Source organism: Streptomyces sp. NPDC041784 (assembly GCF_055591025.1).
Genome location: NZ_JBVJAB010000010.1, coordinates 66,715 through 87,799, shown reverse-complemented (window position 1 = coordinate 87,799; position 21,085 = coordinate 66,715). Strand labels below are relative to the sequence as shown.

The 21,085-nt window shown below is 70.7% G+C and carries 43 protein-coding genes; 3 read left to right on the top strand and 40 right to left on the bottom strand.

Going from position 1 to position 21,085, the window contains the following annotated elements:
* From ACZ6D7_RS22610 to ACZ6D7_RS22590, 5 genes are all read right to left on the bottom strand, one after another.
* Positions 1 to 993 carry a DUF2637 domain-containing protein gene (locus tag ACZ6D7_RS22610; protein ID WP_469493400.1) on the bottom strand — a complete coding sequence of 331 codons (993 nt, stop codon included), beginning with the start codon at positions 991 to 993 and terminating at the stop codon, positions 1 to 3.
* Between the two features lie 41 nt (positions 994 to 1,034).
* Positions 1,035 to 1,280 carry a hypothetical protein gene (locus ACZ6D7_RS22605; protein ID WP_469493397.1) on the bottom strand — a complete coding sequence of 82 codons (246 nt, stop codon included), beginning with the start codon at positions 1,278 to 1,280 and terminating at the stop codon, positions 1,035 to 1,037.
* Positions 1,281 to 1,368: 88 nt separating this feature from the next.
* Positions 1,369 to 1,578 carry a hypothetical protein gene (locus ACZ6D7_RS22600; RefSeq protein ID WP_469493394.1) on the bottom strand — a complete coding sequence of 70 codons (210 nt, stop codon included), beginning with the start codon at positions 1,576 to 1,578 and terminating at the stop codon, positions 1,369 to 1,371.
* 152 nt (positions 1,579 to 1,730) lie between these two features.
* Complete coding sequence (locus ACZ6D7_RS22595; RefSeq protein WP_469493391.1) at positions 1,731 to 1,898, bottom strand: hypothetical protein; 168 nt, start codon at positions 1,896 to 1,898, stop codon at positions 1,731 to 1,733.
* Positions 1,895 to 2,233, bottom strand: a complete 339-nt coding sequence (locus ACZ6D7_RS22590; RefSeq protein WP_469493389.1) for a hypothetical protein — start codon at positions 2,231 to 2,233, stop codon at positions 1,895 to 1,897. The genes ACZ6D7_RS22595 and ACZ6D7_RS22590 overlap by 4 nt, the downstream gene beginning before the upstream one ends.
* Before the next feature lie 183 nt (positions 2,234 to 2,416).
* On the opposite strand from ACZ6D7_RS22590, the gene ACZ6D7_RS22585 reads away from it, so the two are divergent.
* Together ACZ6D7_RS22585 and ACZ6D7_RS22580 are read left to right on the top strand one after the other, a co-directional pair.
* Positions 2,417 to 2,713, top strand: coding sequence for a sigma factor-like helix-turn-helix DNA-binding protein (locus ACZ6D7_RS22585; RefSeq protein ID WP_469493386.1), 297 nt, complete (start codon positions 2,417 to 2,419; stop codon positions 2,711 to 2,713).
* Positions 2,706 to 3,113 (top strand): DUF6221 family protein, encoded by a 408-nt coding sequence (locus ACZ6D7_RS22580; protein WP_469493384.1) that lies wholly within the window; start codon positions 2,706 to 2,708, stop codon positions 3,111 to 3,113. The genes ACZ6D7_RS22585 and ACZ6D7_RS22580 overlap by 8 nt, the downstream gene beginning before the upstream one ends.
* 250 nt (positions 3,114 to 3,363) lie before the next feature.
* Here the strand turns inward: ACZ6D7_RS22580 and ACZ6D7_RS22575 are convergent, their stop codons facing one another.
* The 13 genes from ACZ6D7_RS22575 to ACZ6D7_RS22515 form a co-directional block, all read right to left on the bottom strand.
* Entirely contained in the window at positions 3,364 to 3,981 is a 618-nt protein-coding gene (locus ACZ6D7_RS22575) for a DUF6221 family protein (RefSeq protein ID WP_469493381.1), read from the bottom strand.
* Entirely contained in the window at positions 3,974 to 4,204 is a 231-nt protein-coding gene (locus tag ACZ6D7_RS22570; protein ID WP_469493376.1) for a hypothetical protein, read from the bottom strand. Before ACZ6D7_RS22570 ends, ACZ6D7_RS22575 begins: the two co-directional genes overlap by 8 nt.
* Positions 4,201 to 4,614, bottom strand: a complete 414-nt coding sequence (locus tag ACZ6D7_RS22565; protein WP_469493374.1) for a hypothetical protein — start codon at positions 4,612 to 4,614, stop codon at positions 4,201 to 4,203. The genes ACZ6D7_RS22570 and ACZ6D7_RS22565 overlap by 4 nt, the downstream gene beginning before the upstream one ends.
* Entirely contained in the window at positions 4,611 to 4,784 is a 174-nt protein-coding gene (locus ACZ6D7_RS22560; protein ID WP_469493371.1) for a hypothetical protein, read from the bottom strand. The genes ACZ6D7_RS22565 and ACZ6D7_RS22560 overlap by 4 nt, the downstream gene beginning before the upstream one ends.
* Positions 4,781 to 5,050, bottom strand: a complete 270-nt coding sequence (locus tag ACZ6D7_RS22555; RefSeq protein WP_469493368.1) for a hypothetical protein — start codon at positions 5,048 to 5,050, stop codon at positions 4,781 to 4,783. The genes ACZ6D7_RS22560 and ACZ6D7_RS22555 overlap by 4 nt, the downstream gene beginning before the upstream one ends.
* 32 nt (positions 5,051 to 5,082) lie before the next feature.
* Positions 5,083 to 5,637 (bottom strand): hypothetical protein, encoded by a 555-nt coding sequence (locus ACZ6D7_RS22550; RefSeq protein WP_469493365.1) that lies wholly within the window; start codon positions 5,635 to 5,637, stop codon positions 5,083 to 5,085.
* Positions 5,638 to 5,815: 178 nt separating this feature from the next.
* Complete coding sequence (locus tag ACZ6D7_RS22545) at positions 5,816 to 6,175, bottom strand: hypothetical protein (protein ID WP_469493362.1); 360 nt, start codon at positions 6,173 to 6,175, stop codon at positions 5,816 to 5,818.
* A complete protein-coding gene (locus ACZ6D7_RS22540; protein ID WP_469493359.1) occupies positions 6,168 to 6,995 on the bottom strand; it encodes a hypothetical protein in 828 nt (275 codons plus the stop codon). The genes ACZ6D7_RS22545 and ACZ6D7_RS22540 overlap by 8 nt, the downstream gene beginning before the upstream one ends.
* Before the next feature lie 49 nt (positions 6,996 to 7,044).
* Positions 7,045 to 7,299, bottom strand: a complete 255-nt coding sequence (locus ACZ6D7_RS22535) for a hypothetical protein (RefSeq protein ID WP_469493356.1) — start codon at positions 7,297 to 7,299, stop codon at positions 7,045 to 7,047.
* A 33-nt stretch (positions 7,300 to 7,332) separates the two neighbouring features.
* Positions 7,333 to 7,755: a hypothetical protein gene (locus ACZ6D7_RS22530; RefSeq protein ID WP_469493351.1), complete on the bottom strand. Its 423-nt coding sequence runs from the start codon at positions 7,753 to 7,755 to the stop codon at positions 7,333 to 7,335.
* 47 nt (positions 7,756 to 7,802) lie between these two features.
* On the bottom strand, positions 7,803 to 8,453 hold the full coding sequence (locus ACZ6D7_RS22525) for a PDDEXK family nuclease (RefSeq protein ID WP_469493348.1): 651 nt from the start codon (positions 8,451 to 8,453) through the stop codon (positions 7,803 to 7,805).
* 11 nt (positions 8,454 to 8,464) lie between these two features.
* Entirely contained in the window at positions 8,465 to 9,826 is a 1,362-nt protein-coding gene (locus ACZ6D7_RS22520) for a replicative DNA helicase (protein ID WP_469493345.1), read from the bottom strand.
* Positions 9,823 to 10,716: a hypothetical protein gene (locus ACZ6D7_RS22515; RefSeq protein ID WP_469493341.1), complete on the bottom strand. Its 894-nt coding sequence runs from the start codon at positions 10,714 to 10,716 to the stop codon at positions 9,823 to 9,825. The genes ACZ6D7_RS22520 and ACZ6D7_RS22515 overlap by 4 nt, the downstream gene beginning before the upstream one ends.
* Before the next feature lie 148 nt (positions 10,717 to 10,864).
* Here ACZ6D7_RS22515 and ACZ6D7_RS22510 point away from each other — a divergent pair, with 148 nt between their 5' ends.
* The gene (locus ACZ6D7_RS22510) at positions 10,865 to 11,170 is read left to right on the top strand and encodes a type II toxin-antitoxin system prevent-host-death family antitoxin (protein ID WP_469493338.1); all 306 of its coding nucleotides are present in this window, start codon (positions 10,865 to 10,867) and stop codon (positions 11,168 to 11,170) included.
* Positions 11,171 to 11,227: 57 nt separating this feature from the next.
* Here ACZ6D7_RS22510 and ACZ6D7_RS22505 read toward each other — a convergent pair whose 3' ends face one another.
* The 22 genes from ACZ6D7_RS22505 to ACZ6D7_RS22400 all read right to left on the bottom strand — a co-directional run bounded on the left by ACZ6D7_RS22505 (position 11,228) and on the right by ACZ6D7_RS22400 (position 21,061).
* On the bottom strand, positions 11,228 to 11,422 hold the full coding sequence (locus tag ACZ6D7_RS22505) for a hypothetical protein (protein WP_469493335.1): 195 nt from the start codon (positions 11,420 to 11,422) through the stop codon (positions 11,228 to 11,230).
* Positions 11,419 to 11,748 carry a hypothetical protein gene (locus ACZ6D7_RS22500; protein ID WP_469493332.1) on the bottom strand — a complete coding sequence of 110 codons (330 nt, stop codon included), beginning with the start codon at positions 11,746 to 11,748 and terminating at the stop codon, positions 11,419 to 11,421. The genes ACZ6D7_RS22505 and ACZ6D7_RS22500 overlap by 4 nt, the downstream gene beginning before the upstream one ends.
* A 100-nt stretch (positions 11,749 to 11,848) precedes the next feature.
* A complete protein-coding gene (locus tag ACZ6D7_RS22495; protein WP_469493330.1) occupies positions 11,849 to 12,061 on the bottom strand; it encodes a helix-turn-helix domain-containing protein in 213 nt (70 codons plus the stop codon).
* A gap of 100 nt (positions 12,062 to 12,161) precedes the next feature.
* Positions 12,162 to 12,485 (bottom strand): hypothetical protein, encoded by a 324-nt coding sequence (locus tag ACZ6D7_RS22490; RefSeq protein WP_469493327.1) that lies wholly within the window; start codon positions 12,483 to 12,485, stop codon positions 12,162 to 12,164.
* A 61-nt stretch (positions 12,486 to 12,546) separates the two neighbouring features.
* A complete protein-coding gene (locus tag ACZ6D7_RS22485) occupies positions 12,547 to 12,690 on the bottom strand; it encodes a hypothetical protein (protein WP_469493324.1) in 144 nt (47 codons plus the stop codon).
* Positions 12,687 to 13,004, bottom strand: a complete 318-nt coding sequence (locus ACZ6D7_RS22480) for a WhiB family transcriptional regulator (protein ID WP_469493321.1) — start codon at positions 13,002 to 13,004, stop codon at positions 12,687 to 12,689. The genes ACZ6D7_RS22485 and ACZ6D7_RS22480 overlap by 4 nt, the downstream gene beginning before the upstream one ends.
* Positions 13,001 to 13,321, bottom strand: a complete 321-nt coding sequence (locus tag ACZ6D7_RS22475) for a hypothetical protein (protein WP_469493319.1) — start codon at positions 13,319 to 13,321, stop codon at positions 13,001 to 13,003. The genes ACZ6D7_RS22480 and ACZ6D7_RS22475 overlap by 4 nt, the downstream gene beginning before the upstream one ends.
* Positions 13,321 to 13,707 carry a WhiB family transcriptional regulator gene (locus tag ACZ6D7_RS22470; RefSeq protein ID WP_469493316.1) on the bottom strand — a complete coding sequence of 129 codons (387 nt, stop codon included), beginning with the start codon at positions 13,705 to 13,707 and terminating at the stop codon, positions 13,321 to 13,323. The genes ACZ6D7_RS22475 and ACZ6D7_RS22470 overlap by 1 nt, the downstream gene beginning before the upstream one ends.
* A complete protein-coding gene (locus ACZ6D7_RS22465) occupies positions 13,704 to 14,756 on the bottom strand; it encodes a DNA cytosine methyltransferase (protein ID WP_469493314.1) in 1,053 nt (350 codons plus the stop codon). The genes ACZ6D7_RS22470 and ACZ6D7_RS22465 overlap by 4 nt, the downstream gene beginning before the upstream one ends.
* Positions 14,753 to 15,058, bottom strand: coding sequence for a hypothetical protein (locus tag ACZ6D7_RS22460; RefSeq protein WP_469493311.1), 306 nt, complete (start codon positions 15,056 to 15,058; stop codon positions 14,753 to 14,755). The genes ACZ6D7_RS22465 and ACZ6D7_RS22460 overlap by 4 nt, the downstream gene beginning before the upstream one ends.
* Entirely contained in the window at positions 15,055 to 15,453 is a 399-nt protein-coding gene (locus ACZ6D7_RS22455) for a hypothetical protein (RefSeq protein WP_469493308.1), read from the bottom strand. Before ACZ6D7_RS22455 ends, ACZ6D7_RS22460 begins: the two co-directional genes overlap by 4 nt.
* Before the next feature lie 84 nt (positions 15,454 to 15,537).
* Positions 15,538 to 16,011 (bottom strand): hypothetical protein, encoded by a 474-nt coding sequence (locus ACZ6D7_RS22450; protein WP_469493305.1) that lies wholly within the window; start codon positions 16,009 to 16,011, stop codon positions 15,538 to 15,540.
* Positions 16,012 to 16,118: 107 nt separating this feature from the next.
* Positions 16,119 to 16,919 carry a hypothetical protein gene (locus ACZ6D7_RS22445; protein ID WP_469493302.1) on the bottom strand — a complete coding sequence of 267 codons (801 nt, stop codon included), beginning with the start codon at positions 16,917 to 16,919 and terminating at the stop codon, positions 16,119 to 16,121.
* Positions 16,909 to 17,799, bottom strand: coding sequence for a PD-(D/E)XK nuclease-like domain-containing protein (locus tag ACZ6D7_RS22440; RefSeq protein WP_469493297.1), 891 nt, complete (start codon positions 17,797 to 17,799; stop codon positions 16,909 to 16,911). Before ACZ6D7_RS22440 ends, ACZ6D7_RS22445 begins: the two co-directional genes overlap by 11 nt.
* A complete protein-coding gene (locus ACZ6D7_RS22435; RefSeq protein ID WP_469493294.1) occupies positions 17,796 to 18,125 on the bottom strand; it encodes a hypothetical protein in 330 nt (109 codons plus the stop codon). The genes ACZ6D7_RS22440 and ACZ6D7_RS22435 overlap by 4 nt, the downstream gene beginning before the upstream one ends.
* Complete coding sequence (locus tag ACZ6D7_RS22430; protein WP_469493291.1) at positions 18,122 to 18,322, bottom strand: hypothetical protein; 201 nt, start codon at positions 18,320 to 18,322, stop codon at positions 18,122 to 18,124. Before ACZ6D7_RS22430 ends, ACZ6D7_RS22435 begins: the two co-directional genes overlap by 4 nt.
* The gene (locus ACZ6D7_RS22425) at positions 18,322 to 18,693 is read right to left on the bottom strand and encodes a hypothetical protein (RefSeq protein ID WP_469493288.1); all 372 of its coding nucleotides are present in this window, start codon (positions 18,691 to 18,693) and stop codon (positions 18,322 to 18,324) included. Before ACZ6D7_RS22425 ends, ACZ6D7_RS22430 begins: the two co-directional genes overlap by 1 nt.
* A complete protein-coding gene (locus tag ACZ6D7_RS22420) occupies positions 18,690 to 18,917 on the bottom strand; it encodes a hypothetical protein (RefSeq protein WP_469493286.1) in 228 nt (75 codons plus the stop codon). The genes ACZ6D7_RS22425 and ACZ6D7_RS22420 overlap by 4 nt, the downstream gene beginning before the upstream one ends.
* Positions 18,917 to 19,294: a hypothetical protein gene (locus tag ACZ6D7_RS22415; protein WP_469493283.1), complete on the bottom strand. Its 378-nt coding sequence runs from the start codon at positions 19,292 to 19,294 to the stop codon at positions 18,917 to 18,919. Before ACZ6D7_RS22415 ends, ACZ6D7_RS22420 begins: the two co-directional genes overlap by 1 nt.
* Positions 19,291 to 19,530 carry a hypothetical protein gene (locus tag ACZ6D7_RS22410; RefSeq protein WP_469493280.1) on the bottom strand — a complete coding sequence of 80 codons (240 nt, stop codon included), beginning with the start codon at positions 19,528 to 19,530 and terminating at the stop codon, positions 19,291 to 19,293. The genes ACZ6D7_RS22415 and ACZ6D7_RS22410 overlap by 4 nt, the downstream gene beginning before the upstream one ends.
* 32 nt (positions 19,531 to 19,562) lie before the next feature.
* Positions 19,563 to 20,621, bottom strand: a complete 1,059-nt coding sequence (locus ACZ6D7_RS22405; protein ID WP_469493278.1) for a hypothetical protein — start codon at positions 20,619 to 20,621, stop codon at positions 19,563 to 19,565.
* Complete coding sequence (locus ACZ6D7_RS22400) at positions 20,618 to 21,061, bottom strand: DUF6197 family protein (RefSeq protein ID WP_469493275.1); 444 nt, start codon at positions 21,059 to 21,061, stop codon at positions 20,618 to 20,620. Before ACZ6D7_RS22400 ends, ACZ6D7_RS22405 begins: the two co-directional genes overlap by 4 nt.
* Positions 21,062 to 21,085 lie beyond the last annotated feature (24 nt).

The window sequence follows — 21,085 nt, the reverse complement described above, 5'->3', positions numbered from 1 at the left end:
TCACCCCGCGCTCTTCAGGGCGGGCGCGAACTCGCCTGCGTACTTGGGGTGCTTCTCCAGTTCGTCGCGGAGTTGCTGGCCGCGGGAGCGGGAGACGCCGAGGGCTTCGCCGAGTTTCGCGGAGGACGGCCGGCGCACGCCGAGGCTGGTACGGAGGGCGCGGTAGGCGGCTGCTACCTCGTCGAGGTCGCGGCCGGTGCTGGCATCGCTGGCGCCAGCGCGGTCGGGCCGTGTGTCCTTGGCAGGTGGCGCTGGCGGTGGCACCGAGGGGTCCATGCCGAGCCCTTCGAGGACGCGCTCCCTGGCAGTGGCAGGCTGCGGCTTCGCAGCGGGCTGGCGGGGGGTGCTGGCAGGGGCTGGCACCTGGCTGGCACCTGCGGCTGGCAGGGGCGTGGCGGGCTGGCTGGCGGTCGTCTGGCGGGTGGCAGGCGCCGGGCTGGCGGTGGCGGTGAAGGCGGCTGGCAGTGGCAGGTCGAGGACGTAGCGGCGCAGCAGATCCTTCGTGCCCTTGAAGTCGAACGCCCACCGCAGCGGGTGCAGGCGCGGCGCAACCCGTCCGGTACGGCGCTGCGCCGCGGCGCGCGCCTCCGACATGAGGCCCTCGAAGAGGATCACCGCGGAGGGCGGCATGAACGAGGCCACGGTCCGGCCGAGGGGGTCTTCGATGTGCTGGTAGTTGATCCACGACGACAGGCCGGTGAAGGCGACGATGAGGAGCCGCCAGACGAGGGCGGGCCTGCCGTGGGTGGAGGCTCGCATGACGACGATGGAGAGGCCGGCGGGGGCGCCGTCGAAGGTGATGGGGACGAGCCAGGCGGCGTCGTGGCTGAGGCCCATGTGGGTGGTGCCGAAGTCGTGGAGGCCGATGAAGCTGGCGGCCCATCCGGCGGCGGCGACGGTGAGGACGAGGGTGTAGCCGATGCCGCCGAGCAGGCTGTCGCGGCACCAGAGGGCGGCGTCGCGGATGCGCTGGGTGCGGGTCGGGCGGTGCACGGTCGTTGCCTCCGGGGTGCGGGTTGGGCCGGGCGGTGGGGTTAGTGGTGGCGTGCGATGCGGGGTCGGTGGGTGCGGATTTGGTGGGCGACGTACACGCCGAGGGCGGCGATGGTGGCGGCGCCGGGGTTGGCGGCTGCTCCGTCTGCTGCGCCTTGGACGATGGCAAGGAGGAGGCCGACGGCGGTTTCGGCGAGTTGGCCGGCTGTGGTGGGGTGCATGGCGGCGAGGATGAGCAGGGAGGCGTAGAAGAGGCGGAGCAGCAGCTGGTTGGGGCGGCGTCGCATGGCGGTCTCCCGGAGGGTCGGGGCGGTTGGTCGGATCTCCAGGGCGGGCGTCCGTGGGGACGCCCGCCGTGGGCTACCGGCCGGCCGGTCAGCTCTTCCGGTCGATGCGGTCGATCTGGACGCGGTTCTTGTCGCGCATGCCGCCGAGTTCGGCGACGGCGATCAGGCTGGTGGCGTGGGTGTCGAAGGTGCCGCCGTTGTTGGGGAAGACGTAGCAGTCGGTGGTGGTGTGCTGTTGGCCGGTCTGGGTGTCGGTCCAGGTGATGTCGGCGCGCTGCTGGTTGGAGCGGAAGGCCATGGCGGGTTCCTCTCGGAGGGGGCCGCCCCGTGTGGGGGTTGTCGCGGGGGCGGCGGTTGGTGGGGGCTAGCGGAGGACGGTGGCGAGGAGGGTGCAGGTGATGAGGAAGGCGAGCGCGGTGAGCGCGCGGTAGAGCCGCGGGTGGGGGCGGGTCACGAGCGGGACCCGTTGCGGATCTCGGCGAGGAGTTGTTCGGCGCCGGTGGTGGCGATCTGGTCGGTGAGGTGGTCGCCGGACGCGGCGGCTTGGTCGGCGGCGTCGAGGAGCCGGCGGACGTCGGCGTAGCGGGGGTCGGTGGTGGGGGTGGCGTCGCGGCTCATGCGGTCACCGCCGGGCGGGGCAGGGCGCGGCAGGTCTCGGCGTGGGCTTGGGCCCAGTCGCGGGCTTGCTGCTCGGCGTACTGGATGGCGTCCTCGCGCTTCATGGAGCGGAAGCCGCCGTTGTAGTCGTGGACGCCGTCGATCCACCGTTCGCGGTGGGTGGCGGGGCAGCCGCCGCAGGAGGCGATGGTGACTTCGAGGGTGATGCCGTCGCGGGGGCCGGTCTCGGTGATGTCGACGGTGGCGCCGCCGACGTTCAGGTAGCGGGCGATGAGGCCGGTGGGCCAGGGCGCGGGGGTGGGCGCTTGGGTGGCTTGGTCGGTAGCGTGTCCCATCAGGACCTGCTCCTTCGTCACGGTTGTGGGTGGGTCTGCCCCCGGCCCATTTGGCGTTCCAGCGCCGGGCCGGGGGCTTTGTTGTTGATCAGGCATAGGGAGAGTGACCAATGCCCGAGTTGCAGGGTACCCTACACGGAGCCCGTTCGGGTAGGCCACGCTCCCGGAAGGAAGGGAGCAGCCGTGAGCGATGAGGAGGTGCGGCGGGTGCTGGACTCGATCGATGCGCTCGGCGACGCGGGAGACGCGCAAGACAGGGCCCGACGCCTCACCGAGCTGCTCGACCAGTGGCCGGACACCCACAAGCGGGTGCGGGAGATGAGGCAGCAGGCGCTCGCGGAACTCCACAACGGCGGCAAGGGGTTGTCGTACCGGGAGATCGGGGAGTTGCTCGGGATCAGCTTCGGCCGGGTGCGGCAGATCATCGCGGGCGAGACCGCGGGGCCAGCGAAGCGGAAGAAGGAGGCCGAGGATGGATGATCTGGTGCGGTGGCTGACAGCCCAGTTGGATGAGGATCAGCGGATCGCGGAGGCTGCGCGCGGCCATGGCGGCGGCCGGTGGCATCACGACACCTCGTACCCCAACGGGTACGTGTACGACGGCGGCTCGCAGCCTCTCGTGTATGACGAGAGCACCCCGTCACCTGAAGAGGCCACCCACATCGCGGAGCATGATCCGGCGCGGGTGTTGCGCGAGATCGACGCCAAGCGGCGACTGCTCGACGAACACCCCAGCATCAACATCTCGGATCTCGGCAGCGACTGCGGCACCTGCTACCGCGATGACGGGATCAATGCCCGCTGGCCATGCCGAACGGTGCGCCTGCTCACCGCGCCCTACTCGCATCGGCCTGGGTTCCGGGAGGAGTGGCGGCCGTAGCCCCGCATGCTTGAGGCCCTCGTCGCGCTGTCGACGGGGGCCTCTGGTGTAGCAGCGCTGGCCGTCGGAGCAGCAGTACGACGGCCGGCAGGTTCATGGTGGCACGGGCGTCAAGCCGGTCATGGCCCGCCGTAGGGCACGCCCCACCGCTGCTCGTAGCGGCGGCGGAACCGGCGGCCGAGCCACCAGCCGACGGGTAGCCAGGCGCAGGCAATCCAGCCGGGCCCGTACAGGATGGCGTCGCGCCACGTCACGGCTGCGCCTTCGAGTTGGGGCCGCGGAGGGCGGCCGGCACTTCCATGCCCATACGGATCAGCGACTCGGCCATGCCGTTGATGATCGCGTCCGGGATCAGGAACCCGCGCCCGCCGTCGGATCGCTCCGGCCGGGCTGGCGTCTCGGGCTGGTCGAGGCTGGCGAGAATCTCGGGCGTGATGCCGTGGGCGTGGGCGAGGTCGAGGAGTTCGGGGCATTCGTTGAGGTTGTCGGTGTACGCCATCTCCTGGTCGCCGTAGGTGCGGCAGCCGAGGCAGGCCGGCTCATAGTGGCAGTCGGGGTTGAGAGTGTGGCGGGCGAGGATGCGGCGGTCGGCTTCGCAGCGGCGGAGCACGGCGGCCGGGTCGTGGCGGACGATGTGCTCGGCCATGAACATGCCCTCGTAGGAGCCGTTCCAGCGCCTGCCGATCTTCCGCTTCAGGGTCGGGTGCGGTTCGTCGACCACGAGGATGCGGCCGTCGGTCGGCTCGTCGCCGTCCTGGAAGGACCAGGACGGTGCGGGCGGGTGGCAGCCGCAGAGCGCGGCGGCGTTTCGCGCGGTGGTCTCGGCGGCGTCGATCTGCTGGGTGATCCAGCCGTGCAGGTCAGGCACCGGACTGCCCCCTGTGCTTGTAGTCGTACATGCCGCAGCGGGCGCACAGCCCACTGTTGGCCGGCTCGGTGGGCACCTGGTAGCCAGAACAGCGTCCGCCGGTGAGGGCGCGGCGCGCCATGAGTTTGTTGACGGTGTCGCAGTAGCGGTTGAAGGCGATGGCCAGCCAGGGCATGGCGAAGAACAGGGCGGCGAGGACGGCGATGGTGGGAAGCGGGGTCACGGCTGTTCCTTGTCGCAGGTGTGGCAGGGTTCGTGGTCCAGGCACGGGAATCGGCCGCCCTCGGCGAGGAGGCAGCGGCGGGCCGGGGGTTCGGTCGCTTGGGTCGCTGCGCTGGCCGCGGGCTGGTCGAGGGCGGCTGTGAGGCGGTCGTTGACGTGGGTGAGGCCCGGGTAGTTGCGGCGGATCCAGGCCGCAGCCTCGCGAACCCGGGCGAGAACGGCCTCGGCATGGGCGCGTTCGGCTTCGGATCGGTTGGAGGTCTGGTGCGCGATGCGCAGGAGGTCCTCGGCCTGGTCGGCGCGCTGCTCGGCTTCCTCCACCCGCTGCTGAAGATCGGTGACGCAGCCGGGGCAGTCCCAGACCATGACGGGTGCGTGGACGTGCGCCGGGCGTTCGGGCTTGTCGGTCATGGCTTCTTCTTCCGGTTGGCGCGTTGCATGGCTCGTCGGGTGGCCCGGTTGGGTTGGGGGTTGGGGGCGTCGTCGTCGACGATCAGCTCGGTGCGGGCGAGGACGGTGTCCCAGGTGGCGGCCGGGGCGGGCTGGTGCTCGCCCCGGGGTGCCGACGACGGGCCGGTCACGGCTGCTGCTCCTGGAGGTGGCGGATGATCTCGGCGAAGGCGTCGTCGAACGCGGCTTGTTCGGCGGTCTGCTCCGGGTCGGGCATGGGCCGCGGGTCGGGGATGACGGGCCGGGCCCGGTGTTCGGCGGCGATGGCCTCGTGGTGGCGTTGCCGGTAGCCGGCGGCGAGGCCGGTGCAGATGACTGTGGTGGCGAGGCCGAGGACGACGGCAAGGGGGCCCCAGGGGATGGCGGCTATGCCGGTGAGGGCGGAGAGGACGGCCACCGTGGTGAGGATGCGGGCTTTGCCGCGCGGCGTCACCGCGGACCGCCGAGGATCTGCCGGGCGAGGGCGAGCGCCCACGGGTTGATCACGCCTTCGTCGTCGCCGTCGGCCTGGTCGTCGAGGAGTTCGGCGAGGGCGAGGCCGACGCCGGGGTGCATGGTCGCGATGTAGGCGGCGTTGAGTGGGCCGTTGTGGTCGTTGCTGAAGGTGGCGAGGATCTTGCCTCCGCCGACGAGGCGGTGGTCGCGGTCGTCGCCCCAGCGGGTGTTGGGGTCTTCGGACACCCAGGGGCCTTCGGTGGCGTCGGTGACGAGGTCGCGGACCTTCTTGGCTGCCGTGCGGAGTTCCTCGTTGGGCGGGGTCATGGGGGTGGCCTTTCGGCTGCGGCGGACGGTAATCACAGGGCGTTTCCCGCAGAGGGCGAGAATGCGTTCGGCCCAGCCGAGGGTGAGCGGGGCGTGGCCCTTGAGCATCTGGTTGAGGTGCTTGGTGGAGCAGCCGAGTTGGCGGCAGGCTTCGGCCTGGCTGATCTTGGCCTTCGCCAACTCGGTCCGGACTTGGGTACGGAGGTCGTCTTCGGCGCTCACGCGGCGTCCTTTCGGGGTTGAGGCGCTGAGCGCCGTTCTGCGTTCTCCGGCTCCACGGGGACCCGCGAGCGGAGATCGGGCCGCAGAGAGCCGTCCAGGGCGCTTCTCGGGCCTGTTCCGGTCCGAGGCGGGGAGGCGAGCGCGGCAATCACCGCCTCACCCACCTCCCACGCCGCAATCACCGCGGGGCCTCGGTCCAGCCGAGTCGGTGGCCGACGCTGACGAGGAGCGCGGCCTGTGCGAGGGCCGTCTGACGCCCGTGCAGGTCTGGGTCGGCGGTGACCGTAGCGACGAGCAGGGCGGCGGCTTCGCGGGGCAGCTGTTTAAAGATCCGCGTGTACACGCCCATCAGGTCACCTGAGACCGTCGGCTTTCCAGCGCCCGGCGTCATCACGTAGGTGGGCAGGTCATCGTCGCTGAACTGCTGCCGGGAGAGGTCGATGCCGCGGGCGGTCAGCCACGACTGGAGGTGCGGCCAGACGACGGGGTGGACGAGGAGCTGCCGGACCTCGTCGTCGGGGCGGTTGTGGTCAGCCACGGTCGTCCTCCGGCTGCTGCGCCCCGCCAACAGCAGGCGCGTTGGCGTCCGTGCCGCGCTGTCCCCCGAGGAGGGCGCGAGCCTCGGCCTGCGCCGCCCGGTAGCCCTCGCCGAACGCGCCCTTGCCGACGTCGGACCATGACCAGATGAGGGTGCGGCCGATGCGCGCCGAGTCGCTCAGCCGCGTCTCGGGCTGGGTGTCGTCGGCCACCCAACCCGCAGACGAGACGGGGTCCATCGCCTCGATCACCGCGTACAGCTCGCTGATACCGATGAGCTGCTGCCGGTGGAGGCGGGCGGCGTCCCGGATCTGGTCGAGGCGGTGGGAGGCAATGCCAAGGTTGGCCAGCGTGGAGAGGTACTGGCGGTTCTGATCGGCGGGCTCGGGCAGCACCGCGAGCACCGCGTCGGCGAACATCTCCGGCTCGCCCTCCACCACCGCCAGCCTGCCGTGGTGCCACGCGAACGGCTGAATCCGCTGCCGGGCGCACTCCTCCTCGGTCAGGTTGCAGTCACCGGTGCAGGCGGCCGCGCGGATCGCGTCGGCGAGTTGCTCCCGGAGCGCCGTCCGGTCGGTGGCGGGCACCCGCACAGCAGCCTGGGCACGGGCCACCGAGGCGGCGACAGCAGCGATGTTCCGCGGGTCGTCGACCACGCTGGACGGGTGTTCGATGCGGCACTGCTCCCAGATGGCGGCGGCGATGGCCTCCATCAGCGAGTCGCCATCGATCCAGGTGGCGGGCGTTTCGGTGTGGTTGGTCACGGTGTACTCCAGGGGGTCGGTAGGGTGGGCGGCCAGGCCCGGCGGTGGTATCGACATCGCCGGGCCGTCGTCGTGTTGGGTGGGGGTGTCCGGCACAGACCGCACGTCAGGCGGTGGTGTCGAGGCGGCGGCGAAGCGTCCACTGGTAGTGGCACTCGGGGTTGATGCAGAAGGCTCGGACCCGCAGAGTCCTGACGGCGGTGGTGACTTCCTGGTGGTTGTCCTTGGGGTCCGGGTACTGCGGGCGGACCACGCCGTCGTCGTCGACGATGGCGGGGCCCCAGTCGATGCAGGACTCGACGTCCTCGGCGATTCCGCACTGGCGGCCGCACTTGGTGCAGCGGAGCGGGCGGCTGGTCATGGTGTTCTCCGGGTGGTGGGTGGACGGCGGACGTCAGGCGGGGGTGCGGGGGGCGAGGCCGAGGACGATCGCGCTGGTGCAGGGCCAGAACACGGCCTCCCGGACACGAACCGTGCGCGGCTGCTCGAAGGCGTCGATCGAGCAGCGGGTGACGTCGACGTAGCAGCGGCGGCAGATCGGGACGCCGTCGTATTCGATGGGCTTGTGGCCGAAGGTCTGGCCGTACAGCGGCGGGAAGACGCGGGCGTCGGCGGGGACGCAGTGAAGGCAGGGCAGCTTCCCGCGCATGGCGGCGTACTGCGGGCTGGGGTCCTCGCGGCGGTACGACCCGGCGGTGAAGCCGCCGCCGTAGTCGTCCCAGCTCTCCCAGTCGTGGAGGTACTCGCCATAGAGCATGCGGGGGCAGGCGGGGTCGGTGTGGTACTTGCGGCCGTGGGTCACGTAGGCGTTGGTCATGTGGTGGTCCTTTCGGGTCGTGGTGTGCCGGGGGGCGGGGCGGGGGGTTAGGCGGCTTGGCCGTGCTCGAAGCGGGCGGTACGACCAAGGAGGTAGGCGGCTTCGAGGTGCGGCATGCGGGGCGCCTGGGCGATGGGGATCGACTCGGTGAGATCACGTTCCGGGCGCTTGGTCGTCGGCCGGCACGCGGGAACGAGGAGCGCGTGGAGGCGACGCGCGGCCAGGTCGGGGCTCGCCTTGGGGAAGTCCGCCATGGTGGCGAAGTGGTGCAGGCCGAACAGGGCGCTGGTGAAGGGGCATCCGCTGTCGCAGGCGAGGGAGCCACGGCCGAGGGCGGCGGAGCGGCTGATGCTGAAGTGCGCGGGGACCGCGTCGCCGTAGGCGGGGATGGGGCCGAGGATGAGGATGTTGGTGCAGTACCAGGGATCGGTGCGCCCGATGCCGTGGGTGGGGTGGACGGCGTCGACGAGGAGGCTGACATCGAGGCGCTGGGTGTCGCCCTTGACTTCGATCCACCAGCCGAGGTCGGTGAGGTAGAAGTCGGGCAGGTACGGGCGCCTTTGCTCGCCGACGAGGTAGCCCTGGGGTTCGTACTCCCAGCGGATGCCGAAGTCGTTGAAGACGTGTGCCCAGCGGGCTTCGAGGCGGCTGCGGAAGTAGTGGCCGGCGTAGTAGGTGTCGATGGCCTGGATGGTCACGGGGCGGCCTTTCAGAGCTTGGGGCCCATGGAGCGCAGGCGGGCGTAGTGGCCTTGGAAGATCAGGGGGACGATGCGTCCGGCGATGCCGTTGCGGTTCTTCGCGACGGTCAGGTCGATCTCTCCGCTGCGGTCCGGGAGCCCGGCTTCGGGGTCGGCGGGCGGCGGGCGGTGCATGAGGACGATGACGTTGGAGTCCTGCTCGATCGCGGAGGAGTCCTTGAAGTCGGAGACGGTGGGTTCGCGTCCGGCGGCGCCGCGGTTGAACTGGGCGAGGGCGACGACGGGGATCTCGAACTCCATGGCGAGGAGCTTGAGGTTGCGGGAGATCTCGGCGACTTCGTTGGCGCGGCTGCGGTCTTTGCCGTTGGACTCGGGTGTGACGAGTTGGAGGTAGTCGGCGACGACGATGGCCGGGGGGCGGCCGGTGCCTGCCATCCAGCGAACCCGTGTACGGATCTTGCCGATGGTGAGGTTCGGGGAGTCGTCGAGGACGAAGTTGCTGGCGTTCTGGAGCTTGGGGGCGGCCTTGAAGACCTTCTCCCAGTCGGCTGGTCCGAGTTTGCGTCGGATGAGCTTGTCGACGTCGACGCTGGCTTCGGCGGCGGTGAGGCGGGCCATGAGTTCCGAGCCGCCCATTTCCATGGAGGCGACGAGGGCGGGCCGGTTGCGGGTGAGGGCGACGTGGGCGGCGAGGTTCATGCCGAGCAGGGACTTGCCGCCGCCGGTTGCTGCGCCGACGGTGATGAGCTGGCCGGGCTTGAGTTCGATGACTTCGTTGAGGTCGTGCCAGGGGGTGTCGAGGGCGCGGGGGTCGTGGCCGGCTTCGAGTTCGTCGATGAAGCCCATCCATCGGTCGGCGACGGAGAGGCGCTCGTCGACGAAGGCGACGCCTTTGGCTGCGGCTTGGAGGTCGGCCATGGCGGCTTCGAGGATTTCGCCGGCGGTTTGGGCGGCGGTGAGGGCGCGTTGGGTGGCGGTGCGGGTGGCGCGGAGGACGGCGCGGAGTTGGGCGCGTTCGCGGACGATCTCGGCGTAGGGCTCGACGTCGCCCATGATCGGTACGGATTGGACGAGTTCGTGGAGGTAGGTGTGGCCGCCGATCTTGGTGAGTTCTCCGGTGGCGAGGAGTTCGGCGGCGATGGTGATGGGGTCGATCTTGGGGTTGCGGGTGCGGCAGTAGAGGTCGGTGATGGTGCGGTAGATCGTCCGGTGGCGGGCCTCGTAGAAGTCGTCGGGGCCGGCAAGGACGCGGTCTGCGACATCGATCTCGGCGAGGTCGAAGAGCATCGAGCCGAGGGTGGCGCGTTCGGCTGCGAGGTCGTGGGGGTCGGCGGCTGCGGGGGTGTCTGCGTCCCAGAGTGGCTCGGTCATGCTGCGTGGCCTTTCGCTTTGGGGTTGCAGGCGGGGCAGTAGCTGAGGCTGCGGATGCCGCGGTCGTCTTCGGTTTCGCGGGTGCGGGTGACGGGGTCGCAGTCGGGGTCACCGCAGTGGGGAGGCCCGGTGTCTGGTGCGGGCTTCGGCCGTGAGGGTGTGGTGGCGGGTGGGAGTCCGAGCCATCCGGCCTTGGCGAAGTAGGTGGCGAAGCGGATGGGCTCTCGCGCGGTGGCTTTGGTCTTGAGGGCGAAGGTGACCATCTCGGCGACGCCGGCGCGTTGCTGGACGCGGGCGATGGCTTGGAGGTCGTCGGGTTGCATCTGCCAGGAGACGCGGATGCCTGCTTCGCCCATGGCTTTGATGAGCGGCTGGATGTAGTCGAAGGCTTTCGGGATGCGGTCCTGCCGGCTGTCGTGCTCGCCTTCGGTTGCCGGGGCGGGGGTGGAGGGAGGGTTGGTGTTTGTGTTTCTTGCGTTATGGGGTCCGGATTTCGGACCCCCAGGGGTCCGGTTTTCGGACCCCCCCGGTCCGGAATCTGTACCGGTCCGGTTTTCGGACCGGTCCGGAATCTGTACCGGTCCGGATTCCGGACCCCCTTCCGGGGCTGACCTGCGGTGACGCCTTGCTTTCGGGAGGGTGTAGACGGTTTCGCCGCGGGGGCCCTGCTGGCCTTCGACGACGGCGAGTTCGCCGAGCTGGATGAGCTTGTCGACGGCGGCCACGACGGAGGACCGGGCCGCGTTGCTGCGCTGGACGAGCATGGTCGTGCCGGCGTATGCCGAGCAGCCCTTGCCGTATGCCTTGTCGGCGATTGCCAGCAGCACGAGGCGGGCGGTGCCCTTGGCTTGGGAGTGGTTCCACACCCAGTCCTGTGCGTCGAGGCTCACGTGTTCTCTCTTCGGTTCGTGCTGGTCAGGGCATGTCGGGATAGCGCCCGTTTCAGGGCGGGTCGGGATCTTGCCTGACACGTCCATCATAGCTAAGAAAGCGACTTTGCGCTGTTGTGCGGTGTGGCGAATCCGCTACTCTGTCGACATGGCGACCCCCCGCAAGGAACACAGGGCGAAGATCGCCGAGGCGCGTAACGTCCTCGGTGAGGTCATCTCGCGCGCCCGCTACGCAGATGAGCCGACGGTCCTCGTGAACCGGGGCAAGGAAGCGGCCGTGATCGTCAGCCACCCCTTCTACGAGCAAGCCCTGCGGGACCGGGCGGTGATCGAGTTCCTGGAGGGGCGGGCAGAGGAAGCAACCGCCGGCCCGAATCCGGACGACCAAATTCGGGCGCGGACTCTGTGGGAAGCGCTGGATGCCGCCCACCGACACACCGCCGCCGAGTCCTGACACGGTTCCCTCCTTCCTCTCCGGCCTCGCCTTGTGCGAGGCCGTTGTCGTGTGCGGCTACTGGCTGGCTTCGCTGACTGGCCCGTGTTCGGCGACGAGGACCCGCCAGCGGATGAAGTGGCTACCGGTCGCGGTCCAGCGAGCACCGCGTTTGGTCCAGCGGCGGCCGGTCCGGTCTTGCACGGCGCGGACGTCGGCGGGGGCCTGGAACGAGCCGGGCCCGTTCGGGCGCCAGGTGCGGGCGTCGCTCACGCGACCCTCCCGGCTTGTGCGGCCCGCGTCCCCCGCCACACCCCGACTCGGGATCGCTCGCTGGTGCGGCGGGCGCTGCGGTCGGTGCCGGCGTCTTCGATCAGCTGCTCGCGGGCCAGTGACTGGACGAAGTTGCCCCAGTCGGAGGCTGGCTTCGGCGGCTCGGGCAGCCGGTTCTCCTCGGCGATCTCGTAGGAGGTGAAGCGGCGCCCGGACTGTGCTGCGGCGACGAAGTACGGGCGGACGAGGTCGGCCCATTCGGCGTAGCTGTAGCCGGTGGCCGGGGTGGGGAGGGTGCCGTCGAGGGTGGGTTGTTGCGCGGGCATCGGGTCCTCCAAGTCGCGGTGGGTTACTGGCCGACGGGTGCGCCGCAGCTGCCGCAGAACCCGCGGTGCGGGGAGCACGGGGCGCCACAGGCGGGGCAGGTCATCGGGTGTCCTTGGCGCGGAAGCTCGTCGCCCGCAGTCCGCCGCGCTTGCGGAACCTCACGCCTGCCTCGATCAGCAGGGTTCGGGTGCAGCCGTAGGAGCGGCCGATCTGTCGGGCGGTGGACTGGATGGTGCAGCCCTGGATGTACAGGCGGGCGGCGTGTTCGCGGAGGCGGATGCGGGCCTCGCCGCGGGTCGGGATGCCGGTCACGGTGGGGTCCTTTCTGCTGGTCGGGGGCCCGGGGCCCGCGGTTGGGGGAAGTCGCGGGCCCCGGGCTGGCGGCCGTGGGGGCGGCCGCCGGGGAGGAGGGTCAGCGGTAGTTGTGGATCACCAGCCACGCGGGCAGCGAGTGCTCCGAGATGCCGATGCGCGCGGCCGCCTCGTGCAGGGCGACGAGCCATTGCGCGAGTTCGGGCCTCGCGTGGTACTCGCCTCCGAAACGGACGACCTGGTTCTCCTTCACCTGCTGAACCTCGGTGACGAGGAGCAGTTGGTCGCGGTCGCCGATTACGACGTAGCCGACGCTGGCCGGGGTGTCGGGCTGCCCGAAGAGCGCCCGGTCGATGGCGTCGATGTCGGTGTCGTTGGGGATCTCGAAGCCGTAGGCGATGCCGACGGAGTGGTAGAGGCCCATGTCGTGTTCTCCTTGGGTTGGGTGGCCCCGGCCGATTCGTGCGGCCGGGGCCGTCTGCTGGTCAGGTGGTCTGGTCGGCCGGCTGCGGGACGCGGGGCTCCGGCTCGGGCGCGTGAGCTGCGCACTTCCAGCCCGTCCGGTAGAAGCGGACCGGCCCGGCATGCTCGCCGGGGATGTCGCACGGCTCCGGAGTACGGGCGCTCACGCCGCAGCCTTCGCGGCCCGGTACTTGCGGTAGAGGACCACCCGCTCAGCCGCCGTAGCCCCGCCACGGATCCCGAACCGGTTGTCGACCGCCTTGCCCCCCTCCTCACGGAGCGCAGCAACCAGACACGCCCGCTGCACCGGGCACACGCCGCAGATCTCCTTGGCCTCGGTCGTGTCCGCCTTGTCGGTGGTGAGGGGGAACCACAGGTCGCGGCGCTTGGCGTACTCGGCGCCCGCACACTGCGCGGCATCGCGCCAGTCCGTCTTGCGGCGAGTCTGCGGGGTGCGGGTGGGGTAGACGATGCGGGTCATGGGGTGACTCCCTTCTTGCGTGCCTGCCACTGCTCTTCGGTGAGGTAGCCGCGGGCGGCCATGGCGCGTTGTCGGCGGCAGCGTTCGGCGTTGGCCTTGCGGCAGGTTTTGCAGCGGCAGCCGGCCCGGTAGCCGGGCATTCCGTGCTCGCGGGACGCGTTGCGTGGGGTGAGTCCGAGGACGTCGAGGAGGGTGCGGCAGTCCTCGGCGCTGGTGGCTTGTGAGGCGACGTAGAGGGCCGCCCGGCGGCACGCTTCGGCGTCGACGTCGGCGAGGGTGAGCGAGTCGAAGCGCGGCAGGTCCGTGCCCGCCGCCATCACGCCGCCCTCCCCATCTGCTCGCGATACGCCTTCTGAACACGCCACACGGTGCGACTGCTGCACCCCACCTGGACGGCGATCTCCTCCGCCTCCATGCCACCCCGCTTGAGGAGCCGCAGGATCGCCGCGTCCCGCTCGGCACGCTCGGCGTTCACACGGCGGGTCTCGCGGTCCTTCTTGGTCTGGCCAGCCCACACGCCGTGTTTGCTGTAGATGGTGGCCTCGGCGTCGAGACGGGCCGTGTGTGCCTCGCACTGGGGGCGGACGGGGCAGCGGGCGCAGATCCGCTTGGCCTCGGTGTAGTTGGCGCCTTTGTCGGCGTGCCACAGGCCGGGGTCGGTCTGGGCGCAGCGGGCGTCTTCCATCCAGTCGTAGCGGCTCACGCGGCCACCCCCGCCCGGTCGGCGAGGAGGCGGATCGCGGCGGTGGCCTGCTGCGGGACGACGCCGTTACCGAGGGCCTTCAGCTGCTGGGTGCGGGTGAGGCCGGGGACGTCGGTGACGTGGCCGGCACGGAGGCCCATCATCCATTCGACGAACGCGGGGTTCAGTCGTCGCTGATCGTCAGTTGCCCAGGGGGCACGGCGGCCGGTCGCCGCTTCCCACCGCGCGATGGCGGGGGTGAAACGGCCCCAAGAAGTGTCGGGTTCCCTCTCGGGTACGTCGTGCTGCTCCGGTCCCCGTCCGCCGCGGTCGGTGTCGGCAGCAGCAGCCGCGCCGCATCGAGGAGCGTCATCCCATACCCCTCGCTGTACGGCGTTCCGTCCGGCCGGTAGTTCGCCGTGGTCCCGGGGAACGTGGCGTTCGGTGTCGGAAGCAGAGACACCGTGGTCCGCAGGTCCAAGCCTCCGTCGCCGTGCGCCCCCGCCCCGTTCGTGTCCGAGGTGCGGGGCGTCGGCAGAAGAGCCACGGTCTCGGTCGCCGATCCGCCCCGCGTCGCCCTGGGCGTCGGCAGCTGTGGCGAGGACGAAGAGCCGGCGTCGCTGGTGGGGAGCGCCGACCTCGTCCGCACGTACAACGACCCACTCCGCATCGAACCCGAGGTCGGCAAGGTCGCAGAGGACAGTGTCGAAGCCGATTCGAAGGTGGTTCGCGACGTTCTCAAAGATCGCGACTCGGGGTCGAAGAACCCGAAGGGCACTGGCAATGAAGGGCCAGAGGTGCCGGTCATCGTCAGTTCCTTTCAGCTCACCGGCCAGAGAGAACGGCTGGCAGGGGTAGCCGCCGATGTAGATGTCGACGGGCTCGACCTGCCGCCAGTCCAGGGTGGTGATGTCGCCGAGGTTGCGGACGCCGGGCATGCGGTGGGCGATGATCTTGCAGGCGCCCGGGTCGATGTCGGACACCCACGCGAGGTCGCCGCCGAACACCTGCTGTACGGCCTCGTCGAGTCCGCCGTACCCGGTGCACACGGAGCCGATGCGGATGCTCATGCGGTGCCCCCCGTGGTGGTGTTGATGGTGATGTGGCCGTGGTCGCAGCGGTGGGCGCCGTCGTGGACGACGACCGGCACCTCCGTCTGGCAGCGGACGCAGAACGCGAAAGCGGCGGTCGGCCAGCCGGGCCCGTGGACGGCGAGCGCGGGAATGAGGACACCCGCAGGCACGTACTCCTCCACCCGCCGCAGACGCGGCGCACGGTGCTTCGGGCGGGCCGGCCAGCTACGGCCGATCATCGTCATACCGACCCCAAGACCGAGGAGCGTGGACGCCAGCGCGGCGTGGAAGGCGCTCACGACGTGGCCTGCTTCGGGTTCTGGTAGCCGGGCTGCCAGCGGCTGCTGTCCTCGATGTGGTTGGGACTGCGGCCGACGGCGTCGTCGTACTGCTTCTCCAGCTGCCGGATGCGGCGGCGGAGGGTCGCAGTGCCCTCCGAGCCCGGGACCGGGGCGGCCAGCGCCGACTCCAGTTGGGCGGCTGCCTTCTCGGCGGCCTTCTTGTGGGCGTCACGGTCCTTGGCGAACTGGTCGCGTTCGCCCCGCAGCCGCTCGCGGTCGGCGGAGAGCGCAGTCAGCCGGTCCTCGGCCTCCCGAAGCTTGGCCCGCACCTGGTCGAGTTCCTGCTGGTGGCGGAGACGTTCGTCGGTGAGGATCTGTTCGTGCTGGCGGCGTGGAATGGATGGTCGCCTCATGGCGGGTTCTCCGTTCAGGGGCTGGTGTGGTGTGCTTGGGCGGGGCGCCCCCGATACCCGCGGGGGCGCCCTCTGGTGTGCGGGCTAGAAAGGCGGGTCGTCGCTGTAGCTGGGCGGGCGGTCGTAGCTGAACGGCACGTCCGGCCTGAGGTCTTCGGCCCGTCGCTCGACGTGGCCCGCGAGGTCGAGGCCGACCCGGCGCAACTCGTCGATGACGCTGCGGGCCCACTTGCGGACGGCGTCGTTCTCGCCGTCGACCAGCGCCTCCGCGACGTGTCCGGCGATGACCGGGATCGCGGCGGCCAGCGTGTCGGCGGGCGTGACATGCCCGGCGAGGTTGAGGTTCCGCAGCGCCGTCTCGACCGGCGGCGAATACGGCTTGCCGGGGATGCGCGGGCTCGGCGACACGGCGTCGCCGTCCGCAACCTCGGCAGGTGCCAGCCAGCTCACGGCGTCCCGCCATTCGTTGATGTGAGGTCCGTCGCCGACGTACCGGTCCGCCAGCTGGTCCGCAGCGGCAGCGGCTTGCGCGGCACCGAAGTGGGCTTGCGCAGCCATCAGGTGGAACATCGAAGCCGTCGGGTCGACGGGCTTCCCGCCCGGCCGGTCAAGGCGCTCGGCTGCACTCATGTGCTGCTCGCCCTCGGTGTAGTGCTGCGGCCCGTTCACACGCCACCGCCGGGCTGTGTCGCCTCGGGCCAGTCGGTGGAACCGCTGGCGGCCTCGTGGTCCCACAGGCCGTCACCCGACTCGTCGTCGCGGTCGACGCTGTACTCCGCCTCAGGCGCGGGCGGCTGCTCCGGGGCCTGCGGGGCGGGCGTGGGGGCGGTGATGGCCGCGACCGACAGCGGCGGCTTCGCCGGAAGCACCTCACCAGTGGTGAAGCCCTCCAGTTCCTCCGACACGTACGGCATGCCGTGCAGCGCGTCCGAGGCGATCAGCCGGCAGATGTCGCCCGTGGCGCGGGCCACGAGCATTCCCTTGGGGTTCTTCTTCCACTGGTCCTTGCCGAGCAGCCCCATGAGTCGCGCTCGGTCGGTGGTCCACTCGACTTCCTGCCACGTCTCCGACCCTGCGCGCCGCCCCCGCATCACGCAGCGGGTGTCGTCGGAGTGGACGAGCTCGATGTCGTGGCCCTGGGTCTGGATCACCGCGCGCATGGCGTGCGCCCGCAGGGCCGGGGTGCCCTGGATGATGTCGATGCTCTTCAGCGTCGCCATCGGCTTCAGCCCCAGCTCCGAGCCGGCCAGGATCGCGGCGGCGATGTCGCCGGGCTTGCCGCGCAGGGACTGCGGGACAAAGCTCGTGGCTGCGAGCTTTTGCGCCATGTCGTAGGCGAGGCTGGCCTCTTGTGCCCAGGCCACGAGGGCGGTTGTTCCGGCGGTCGGCTGGACCTGAGGGAGGGCCTGGGCCTGGATGGTGGCGACGGCGTGCTGCTCGTCGCGGGGGGCGATCTCAGTGCTCACCGAGATACTCCTCAGCTTGTCGGAGGGTGTCCCAGGTCGGCATTCCGATCTGGGGGATGGTGTCGACGGGGCCGGTCCAGTCCGGCCAGACGCCGGTGGACTCGCACTCGGCGTAGATGCGCAGAGCGCGTTCGTTGCGGGCGCGGCCGATGTCCTGGTCCTGGTCGGCGAGTTCACGAACCGTGACCAGATACGGGGCCTTCTTGGACTGGAAGACGAAGAAGAACCGCACGTCTGCCGGGTCGTATGCGGCGTACACGCCATCGACGTACAGGGCGCCCTGCTGGTGGTAGGCGTAGTTCGCGATCGCCTTGCTGCACGCCGTCGGGCTGGCGTCAGTGGTCGTCTTCAGATCGACGATGACCGCCATCTCCGGCCGCAGGATCAGCCAGTCCGGCCGCACCCGCACCCGGACACCGGTCGCCGCGTGGGTCCAGAAGATCGACCGCTCCGCCACACCCACACCCGGCGCCAGCAGCTGACCCGCATCCGGGTGCCGGCGGATCGCCTCCGCCATCGCCTCGACCTGGGTCTTCTCCTTCGGGAGGAGAGGGACCTTGCCGTCGGCGTAGGCCTGGAGCTTCTCGGCGCGGGCAGCGACCGTCTTGTAGTCGGGGTAGTCGAGTTCGACGATGTCGGCGCCCTCGCCCAGCACGACGGCGTGGACGGCGTTGCCGAGGTCGAACTCCCGCTTCGGCGGCTGGGGGTTGTCGCGGTCGTGCTTGAACTGGGCGGGGCAGCCGTCGTCGAGGAGGGAACGGAGCCCGGTCGAGGAGATCGATGTCTTGTCCGCGTGGTACTGCTCGGCAGTCAGGTCGTCCCGGATGGCCGGGCCGGCGGCCGAGGCCGGAGCCTCGGCATGCACGGTGGTAGCGGTCACAGGCCGCCTCCCGCGAGGGAGATGGTGCGGCCCATGAGGCCGGGGTCGGCGGACCAGTGGGTACGGGCGACCGCGAACTCTGGGAGGTCCACCAGGTCCGGACCGAGGACGACGAACCCGAGCACGACGGCTTCGTGGATCGTGGCCCGCTGGAACGTCCGCAGGTAGGAGTACGGTCCCTCGGCGCCGTTGCGCAGCATCGGCACGATCAGCGTCGCGTGGACCGTGTTGCGCTTCAGGTAGCAGGGGCGCCCCATCCCGGAGCGGAACTCCAGTTGGCGGACGAGGTCCCGGATCGGGCGGCGGGCATGCTTGAGGCCGCTCATGGGCGACGCTCCTTTCGGCAGCAGGGGCAGGGCACCCAGTCGAGGGCGAGGAGGATCCCGACCGAGCCGGCCACCAGGCACAGCCCGAACTCGGTGAACGGGTCCGTGACCGGCAGGAGGGAGGCGAGGATTACGAAGCCGCAGGCGATGGCCAGGACGGCGACGACGTGCGCCGTGTACAGGGCGAGAGCACGCATCACCGGACCTCCGCCGTCGGCTCGTACCAGACGACGGCCTTGTCCTGGTGCCGGATCAGATGGCCCGCCTGCGAGAGCGCGACGAGGTCACCAGCCGCGGTACGGATGCTGACCGGGTGGTAGCCGGCCCGGCGCAGAGCGGTGACCGCACGCCCCGACTTCCAGCGCACCTTCGGGTTCACGAGGATCGACGCCAGCAGCGCGCCGCGTCGGGCGTGCGTGTTGCCCGCGTGTTGGCCGAGGAGGCGGCGGACTTCGGCGACGTCACCCCAGCGTGCGGCGGTGGAGATGTCGGCGAGGAGGGTGCGGAGGGCGTCGAGTTCGGCATCCTCGCGCTGGCGGGTGACGAGGGCTCGCATTGCGGCGCTCATGCCGTCCGCCGATCCTGCTGCGCAGGCAGCGGGTTCGCCTTCAGGTGGGTGCGGGTCGCCGCGTGCGACGGGTGCTTGATCAGCGATGCGCCCCGGGACGGGCGGTAGCCGTCCTCCATGGCGACCTCGTCCGCCACGTCCCGCTCACGCCCGGCGTTGCGGATGCAGTCGTCGTAGTGCCCGCACGCCTCGCAGCACGCGCCACAGTCACAGTTGCGCAGCATCAGTCCTCGCCTCCCGGCATGTCGTCGTGGCGGTCCGCCGCATTACGGCAGCGGCTGGAGCAGTAGGTGGTCCCCGCCGGAACCGGCGTCGGGCACTCCGCGCACGGCGCCATCTGCGGCGCCCACAACGGGCAGCCCGTGTGCAGACCGGACAGCAACTTCCGGCCCTCCTCGCACTGCTCCGGCCAGCCCGGGTGCTCCGGGTACGGGCCCTCGGAGTCGGCAGGGGTGAAGTGCTCGCAGGTCTTGCAGCCACGAGCCGCCGGGTTGTTCCAGCAGCGGGCGATGTGCGCCTCAGCAGCGGCCTGCTTGGAGTGGGTACGGCGGCAGTGCGGGCACTGGAACCGCACGACCTTCACGCGAATCGCGGTCGTCACGGCTTGACCCCCTTCGGGGAGGTGGTGAGGAGAAGGACGAGGGCGGCGGCGTCACGCCCGAACTCGCGGACGGTGTGGCGGGCGTTGTCCCACTCCCGGCACAGCGGGTACACGACCTCCGACCGCACCAGCCGGGACAGCACCGGCCGCGGGTCGAAGTCCGCCGGGTCGGCGTCGACGAGCAGGAAGAACAACACCGACGCGGACGCGTACAGAGCGACAGCCAGGGACACCATCTGCGCCCACTCAGCAGCAGACGTCGTATGCATCAGGCACCCGCCCTAGGCCGGCGCACCTGAATACCGGTCTCCGACACCCGCAGGTCGACACTCGCCCACAGCACAGCGATCGCGCCCACCTGCAGCTCGGCCTCGTCGGTTACCCAGTACGGGCGGGCGTCCGGGAAGAGTTGCCGCAGTTCGGCCTCGCATGCTTCGCGCGCGGCGGCCTCCGTGCTGTGCCTGCTGACCTCGACCAGGCCGCGCACCGCGACGAAACCACCCACCTCCGGCCAGTCCAGGTCCCGGCCCTTGGCGTAGGCGCGGTGGACTGCCGCGTAGTGCTCGCCCTCCAGTTGGAGCGCCTGCGTCGGCGCGATCTGCCGCGTGATCCCATCCGCCACCAACTCGGCCGCCATCCGGGCCTTGAAGGCGCACGTCGAACACGGCTCCCCAAGGGTGTAGCCCGCCCCGCACGTCCGGCACGTCTGCACCGACGCGGGCGTCAACGCCTCCAGCTCGGCGACCCGAGCGATCAGCCAGTCGACAGCCGGAGTGAGCGTCTCCCCCAACGGGAACGGCACCTTGCGGTCCTCGCCCATCGGCGACAGCGAACCCCGCATGCTCAGTGCGTCGTTCTGAAGGGCGACGAGCCGGACCCGACGCCGCTCACGCTGCGCCTCCAGCTCGGCGATCCGGTCCCGGTCCACGCGCAGCTGCTCGGCCGCATCCGAGAGCGCCTCGTTCGTGACGTGCCGCTCCGCCCACAACCGGCGAACCTCCGTCACCAGCGCAGGCACATCCGACCCAGCCAGCCGGTTCCACTCGTCGACAGCGACGTCGCTGCCGTACTCGTACAGATGCGCCGCACGGCCAGCGACCTCGTCGAGTCGCTCCGCCGACAACGGCTGCGGCTCCGGGCCCACCGGTACCGGCAGGACGTCCGCCGCCCCCACGATCACGTGCTCCGCCAGATCGGCCAGCGTCGCCATCTGGAGACCCGGCCCCGGCCGCGCACCAACCGGCGCGTACAACGCCTCACCGGCAACCGACCCGCAGCACAGCCACACCCGGCCGTCCATGATGTTCACCACCAACGGGGCGCTCACGCCGACACCTCGCACGCGTCCGCAGCCGCCTCCAGCACCGCCACAGCCGACTCCGTCGTCCGGCCCTCCAGGTCCCCCCAGCCGTCGACGTGGTTCTCAAGCCAGCGGGGGGCGTCGCTCCACGGCGGCTCGCCCTCCACCTTCAAGCGGTAGGCCAGCACCTTCACCGCGGCCTCGGACCGCTCCGTCATGCGGTGCGGGTTGTCACCGTGCGGCGAAGCCACGCAGCGGATCGCCGCCACGATCGACAGCGGACGCTCGGCGTGCGGGCTGGTGGACCGGCGGTCGAACGGGTCCGGGCAGTAGTCGCCCTGGTGCAGACCGTTCGCGGCCAGGATCCGGGCCGCCGCACGGAACACCTGCGGCACGGTGACCGGCTCCGCCAAGGGGGAGCGGTTCAGCGGACGGACCCCGCTGAGGGTCTGAGATGATGCGTTCAAGGCTTGCGCCTCACTTTCTGAGTT

Excerpts from the sequence above, each read along its gene's own strand:
- ACZ6D7_RS22605 (WP_469493397.1), bottom strand. The coding sequence starts at position 1,280 with ATGCGACGCCGCCCCAACCAGCTGCTGCTCCGCCTCTTCTACGCCTCC.
- ACZ6D7_RS22600 (WP_469493394.1), bottom strand. The coding sequence starts at position 1,578 with ATGGCCTTCCGCTCCAACCAGCAGCGCGCCGACATCACCTGGACCGAC.
- ACZ6D7_RS22595 (WP_469493391.1), bottom strand. The coding sequence starts at position 1,898 with ATGAGCCGCGACGCCACCCCCACCACCGACCCCCGCTACGCCGACGTC.
- ACZ6D7_RS22590 (WP_469493389.1), bottom strand. The coding sequence starts at position 2,233 with ATGGGACACGCTACCGACCAAGCCACCCAAGCGCCCACCCCCGCGCCC.
- ACZ6D7_RS22580 (WP_469493384.1), top strand. The coding sequence starts at position 2,706 with ATGGATGATCTGGTGCGGTGGCTGACAGCCCAGTTGGATGAGGATCAG.
- ACZ6D7_RS22565 (WP_469493374.1), bottom strand. The coding sequence starts at position 4,614 with ATGACCGACAAGCCCGAACGCCCGGCGCACGTCCACGCACCCGTCATG.
- ACZ6D7_RS22540 (WP_469493359.1), bottom strand. The coding sequence starts at position 6,995 with ATGTCGATACCACCGCCGGGCCTGGCCGCCCACCCTACCGACCCCCTG.
- ACZ6D7_RS22535 (WP_469493356.1), bottom strand. The coding sequence starts at position 7,299 with ATGACCAGCCGCCCGCTCCGCTGCACCAAGTGCGGCCGCCAGTGCGGA.
- ACZ6D7_RS22530 (WP_469493351.1), bottom strand. The coding sequence starts at position 7,755 with ATGACCAACGCCTACGTGACCCACGGCCGCAAGTACCACACCGACCCC.
- ACZ6D7_RS22520 (WP_469493345.1), bottom strand. The coding sequence starts at position 9,826 with ATGACCGAGCCACTCTGGGACGCAGACACCCCCGCAGCCGCCGACCCC.
- ACZ6D7_RS22510 (WP_469493338.1), top strand. The coding sequence starts at position 10,865 with ATGGCGACCCCCCGCAAGGAACACAGGGCGAAGATCGCCGAGGCGCGT.
- ACZ6D7_RS22500 (WP_469493332.1), bottom strand. The coding sequence starts at position 11,748 with ATGCCCGCGCAACAACCCACCCTCGACGGCACCCTCCCCACCCCGGCC.
- ACZ6D7_RS22490 (WP_469493327.1), bottom strand. The coding sequence starts at position 12,485 with ATGGGCCTCTACCACTCCGTCGGCATCGCCTACGGCTTCGAGATCCCC.
- ACZ6D7_RS22480 (WP_469493321.1), bottom strand. The coding sequence starts at position 13,004 with ATGACCCGCATCGTCTACCCCACCCGCACCCCGCAGACTCGCCGCAAG.
- ACZ6D7_RS22475 (WP_469493319.1), bottom strand. The coding sequence starts at position 13,321 with ATGGCGGCGGGCACGGACCTGCCGCGCTTCGACTCGCTCACCCTCGCC.
- ACZ6D7_RS22465 (WP_469493314.1), bottom strand. The coding sequence starts at position 14,756 with ATGAGCATCCGCATCGGCTCCGTGTGCACCGGGTACGGCGGACTCGAC.
- ACZ6D7_RS22455 (WP_469493308.1), bottom strand. The coding sequence starts at position 15,453 with ATGAGGCGACCATCCATTCCACGCCGCCAGCACGAACAGATCCTCACC.
- ACZ6D7_RS22450 (WP_469493305.1), bottom strand. The coding sequence starts at position 16,011 with ATGGCTGCGCAAGCCCACTTCGGTGCCGCGCAAGCCGCTGCCGCTGCG.
- ACZ6D7_RS22435 (WP_469493294.1), bottom strand. The coding sequence starts at position 18,125 with ATGAGCGGCCTCAAGCATGCCCGCCGCCCGATCCGGGACCTCGTCCGC.
- ACZ6D7_RS22430 (WP_469493291.1), bottom strand. The coding sequence starts at position 18,322 with ATGCGTGCTCTCGCCCTGTACACGGCGCACGTCGTCGCCGTCCTGGCC.
- ACZ6D7_RS22425 (WP_469493288.1), bottom strand. The coding sequence starts at position 18,693 with ATGAGCGCCGCAATGCGAGCCCTCGTCACCCGCCAGCGCGAGGATGCC.
- ACZ6D7_RS22420 (WP_469493286.1), bottom strand. The coding sequence starts at position 18,917 with ATGCTGCGCAACTGTGACTGTGGCGCGTGCTGCGAGGCGTGCGGGCAC.
- ACZ6D7_RS22410 (WP_469493280.1), bottom strand. The coding sequence starts at position 19,530 with ATGGTGTCCCTGGCTGTCGCTCTGTACGCGTCCGCGTCGGTGTTGTTC.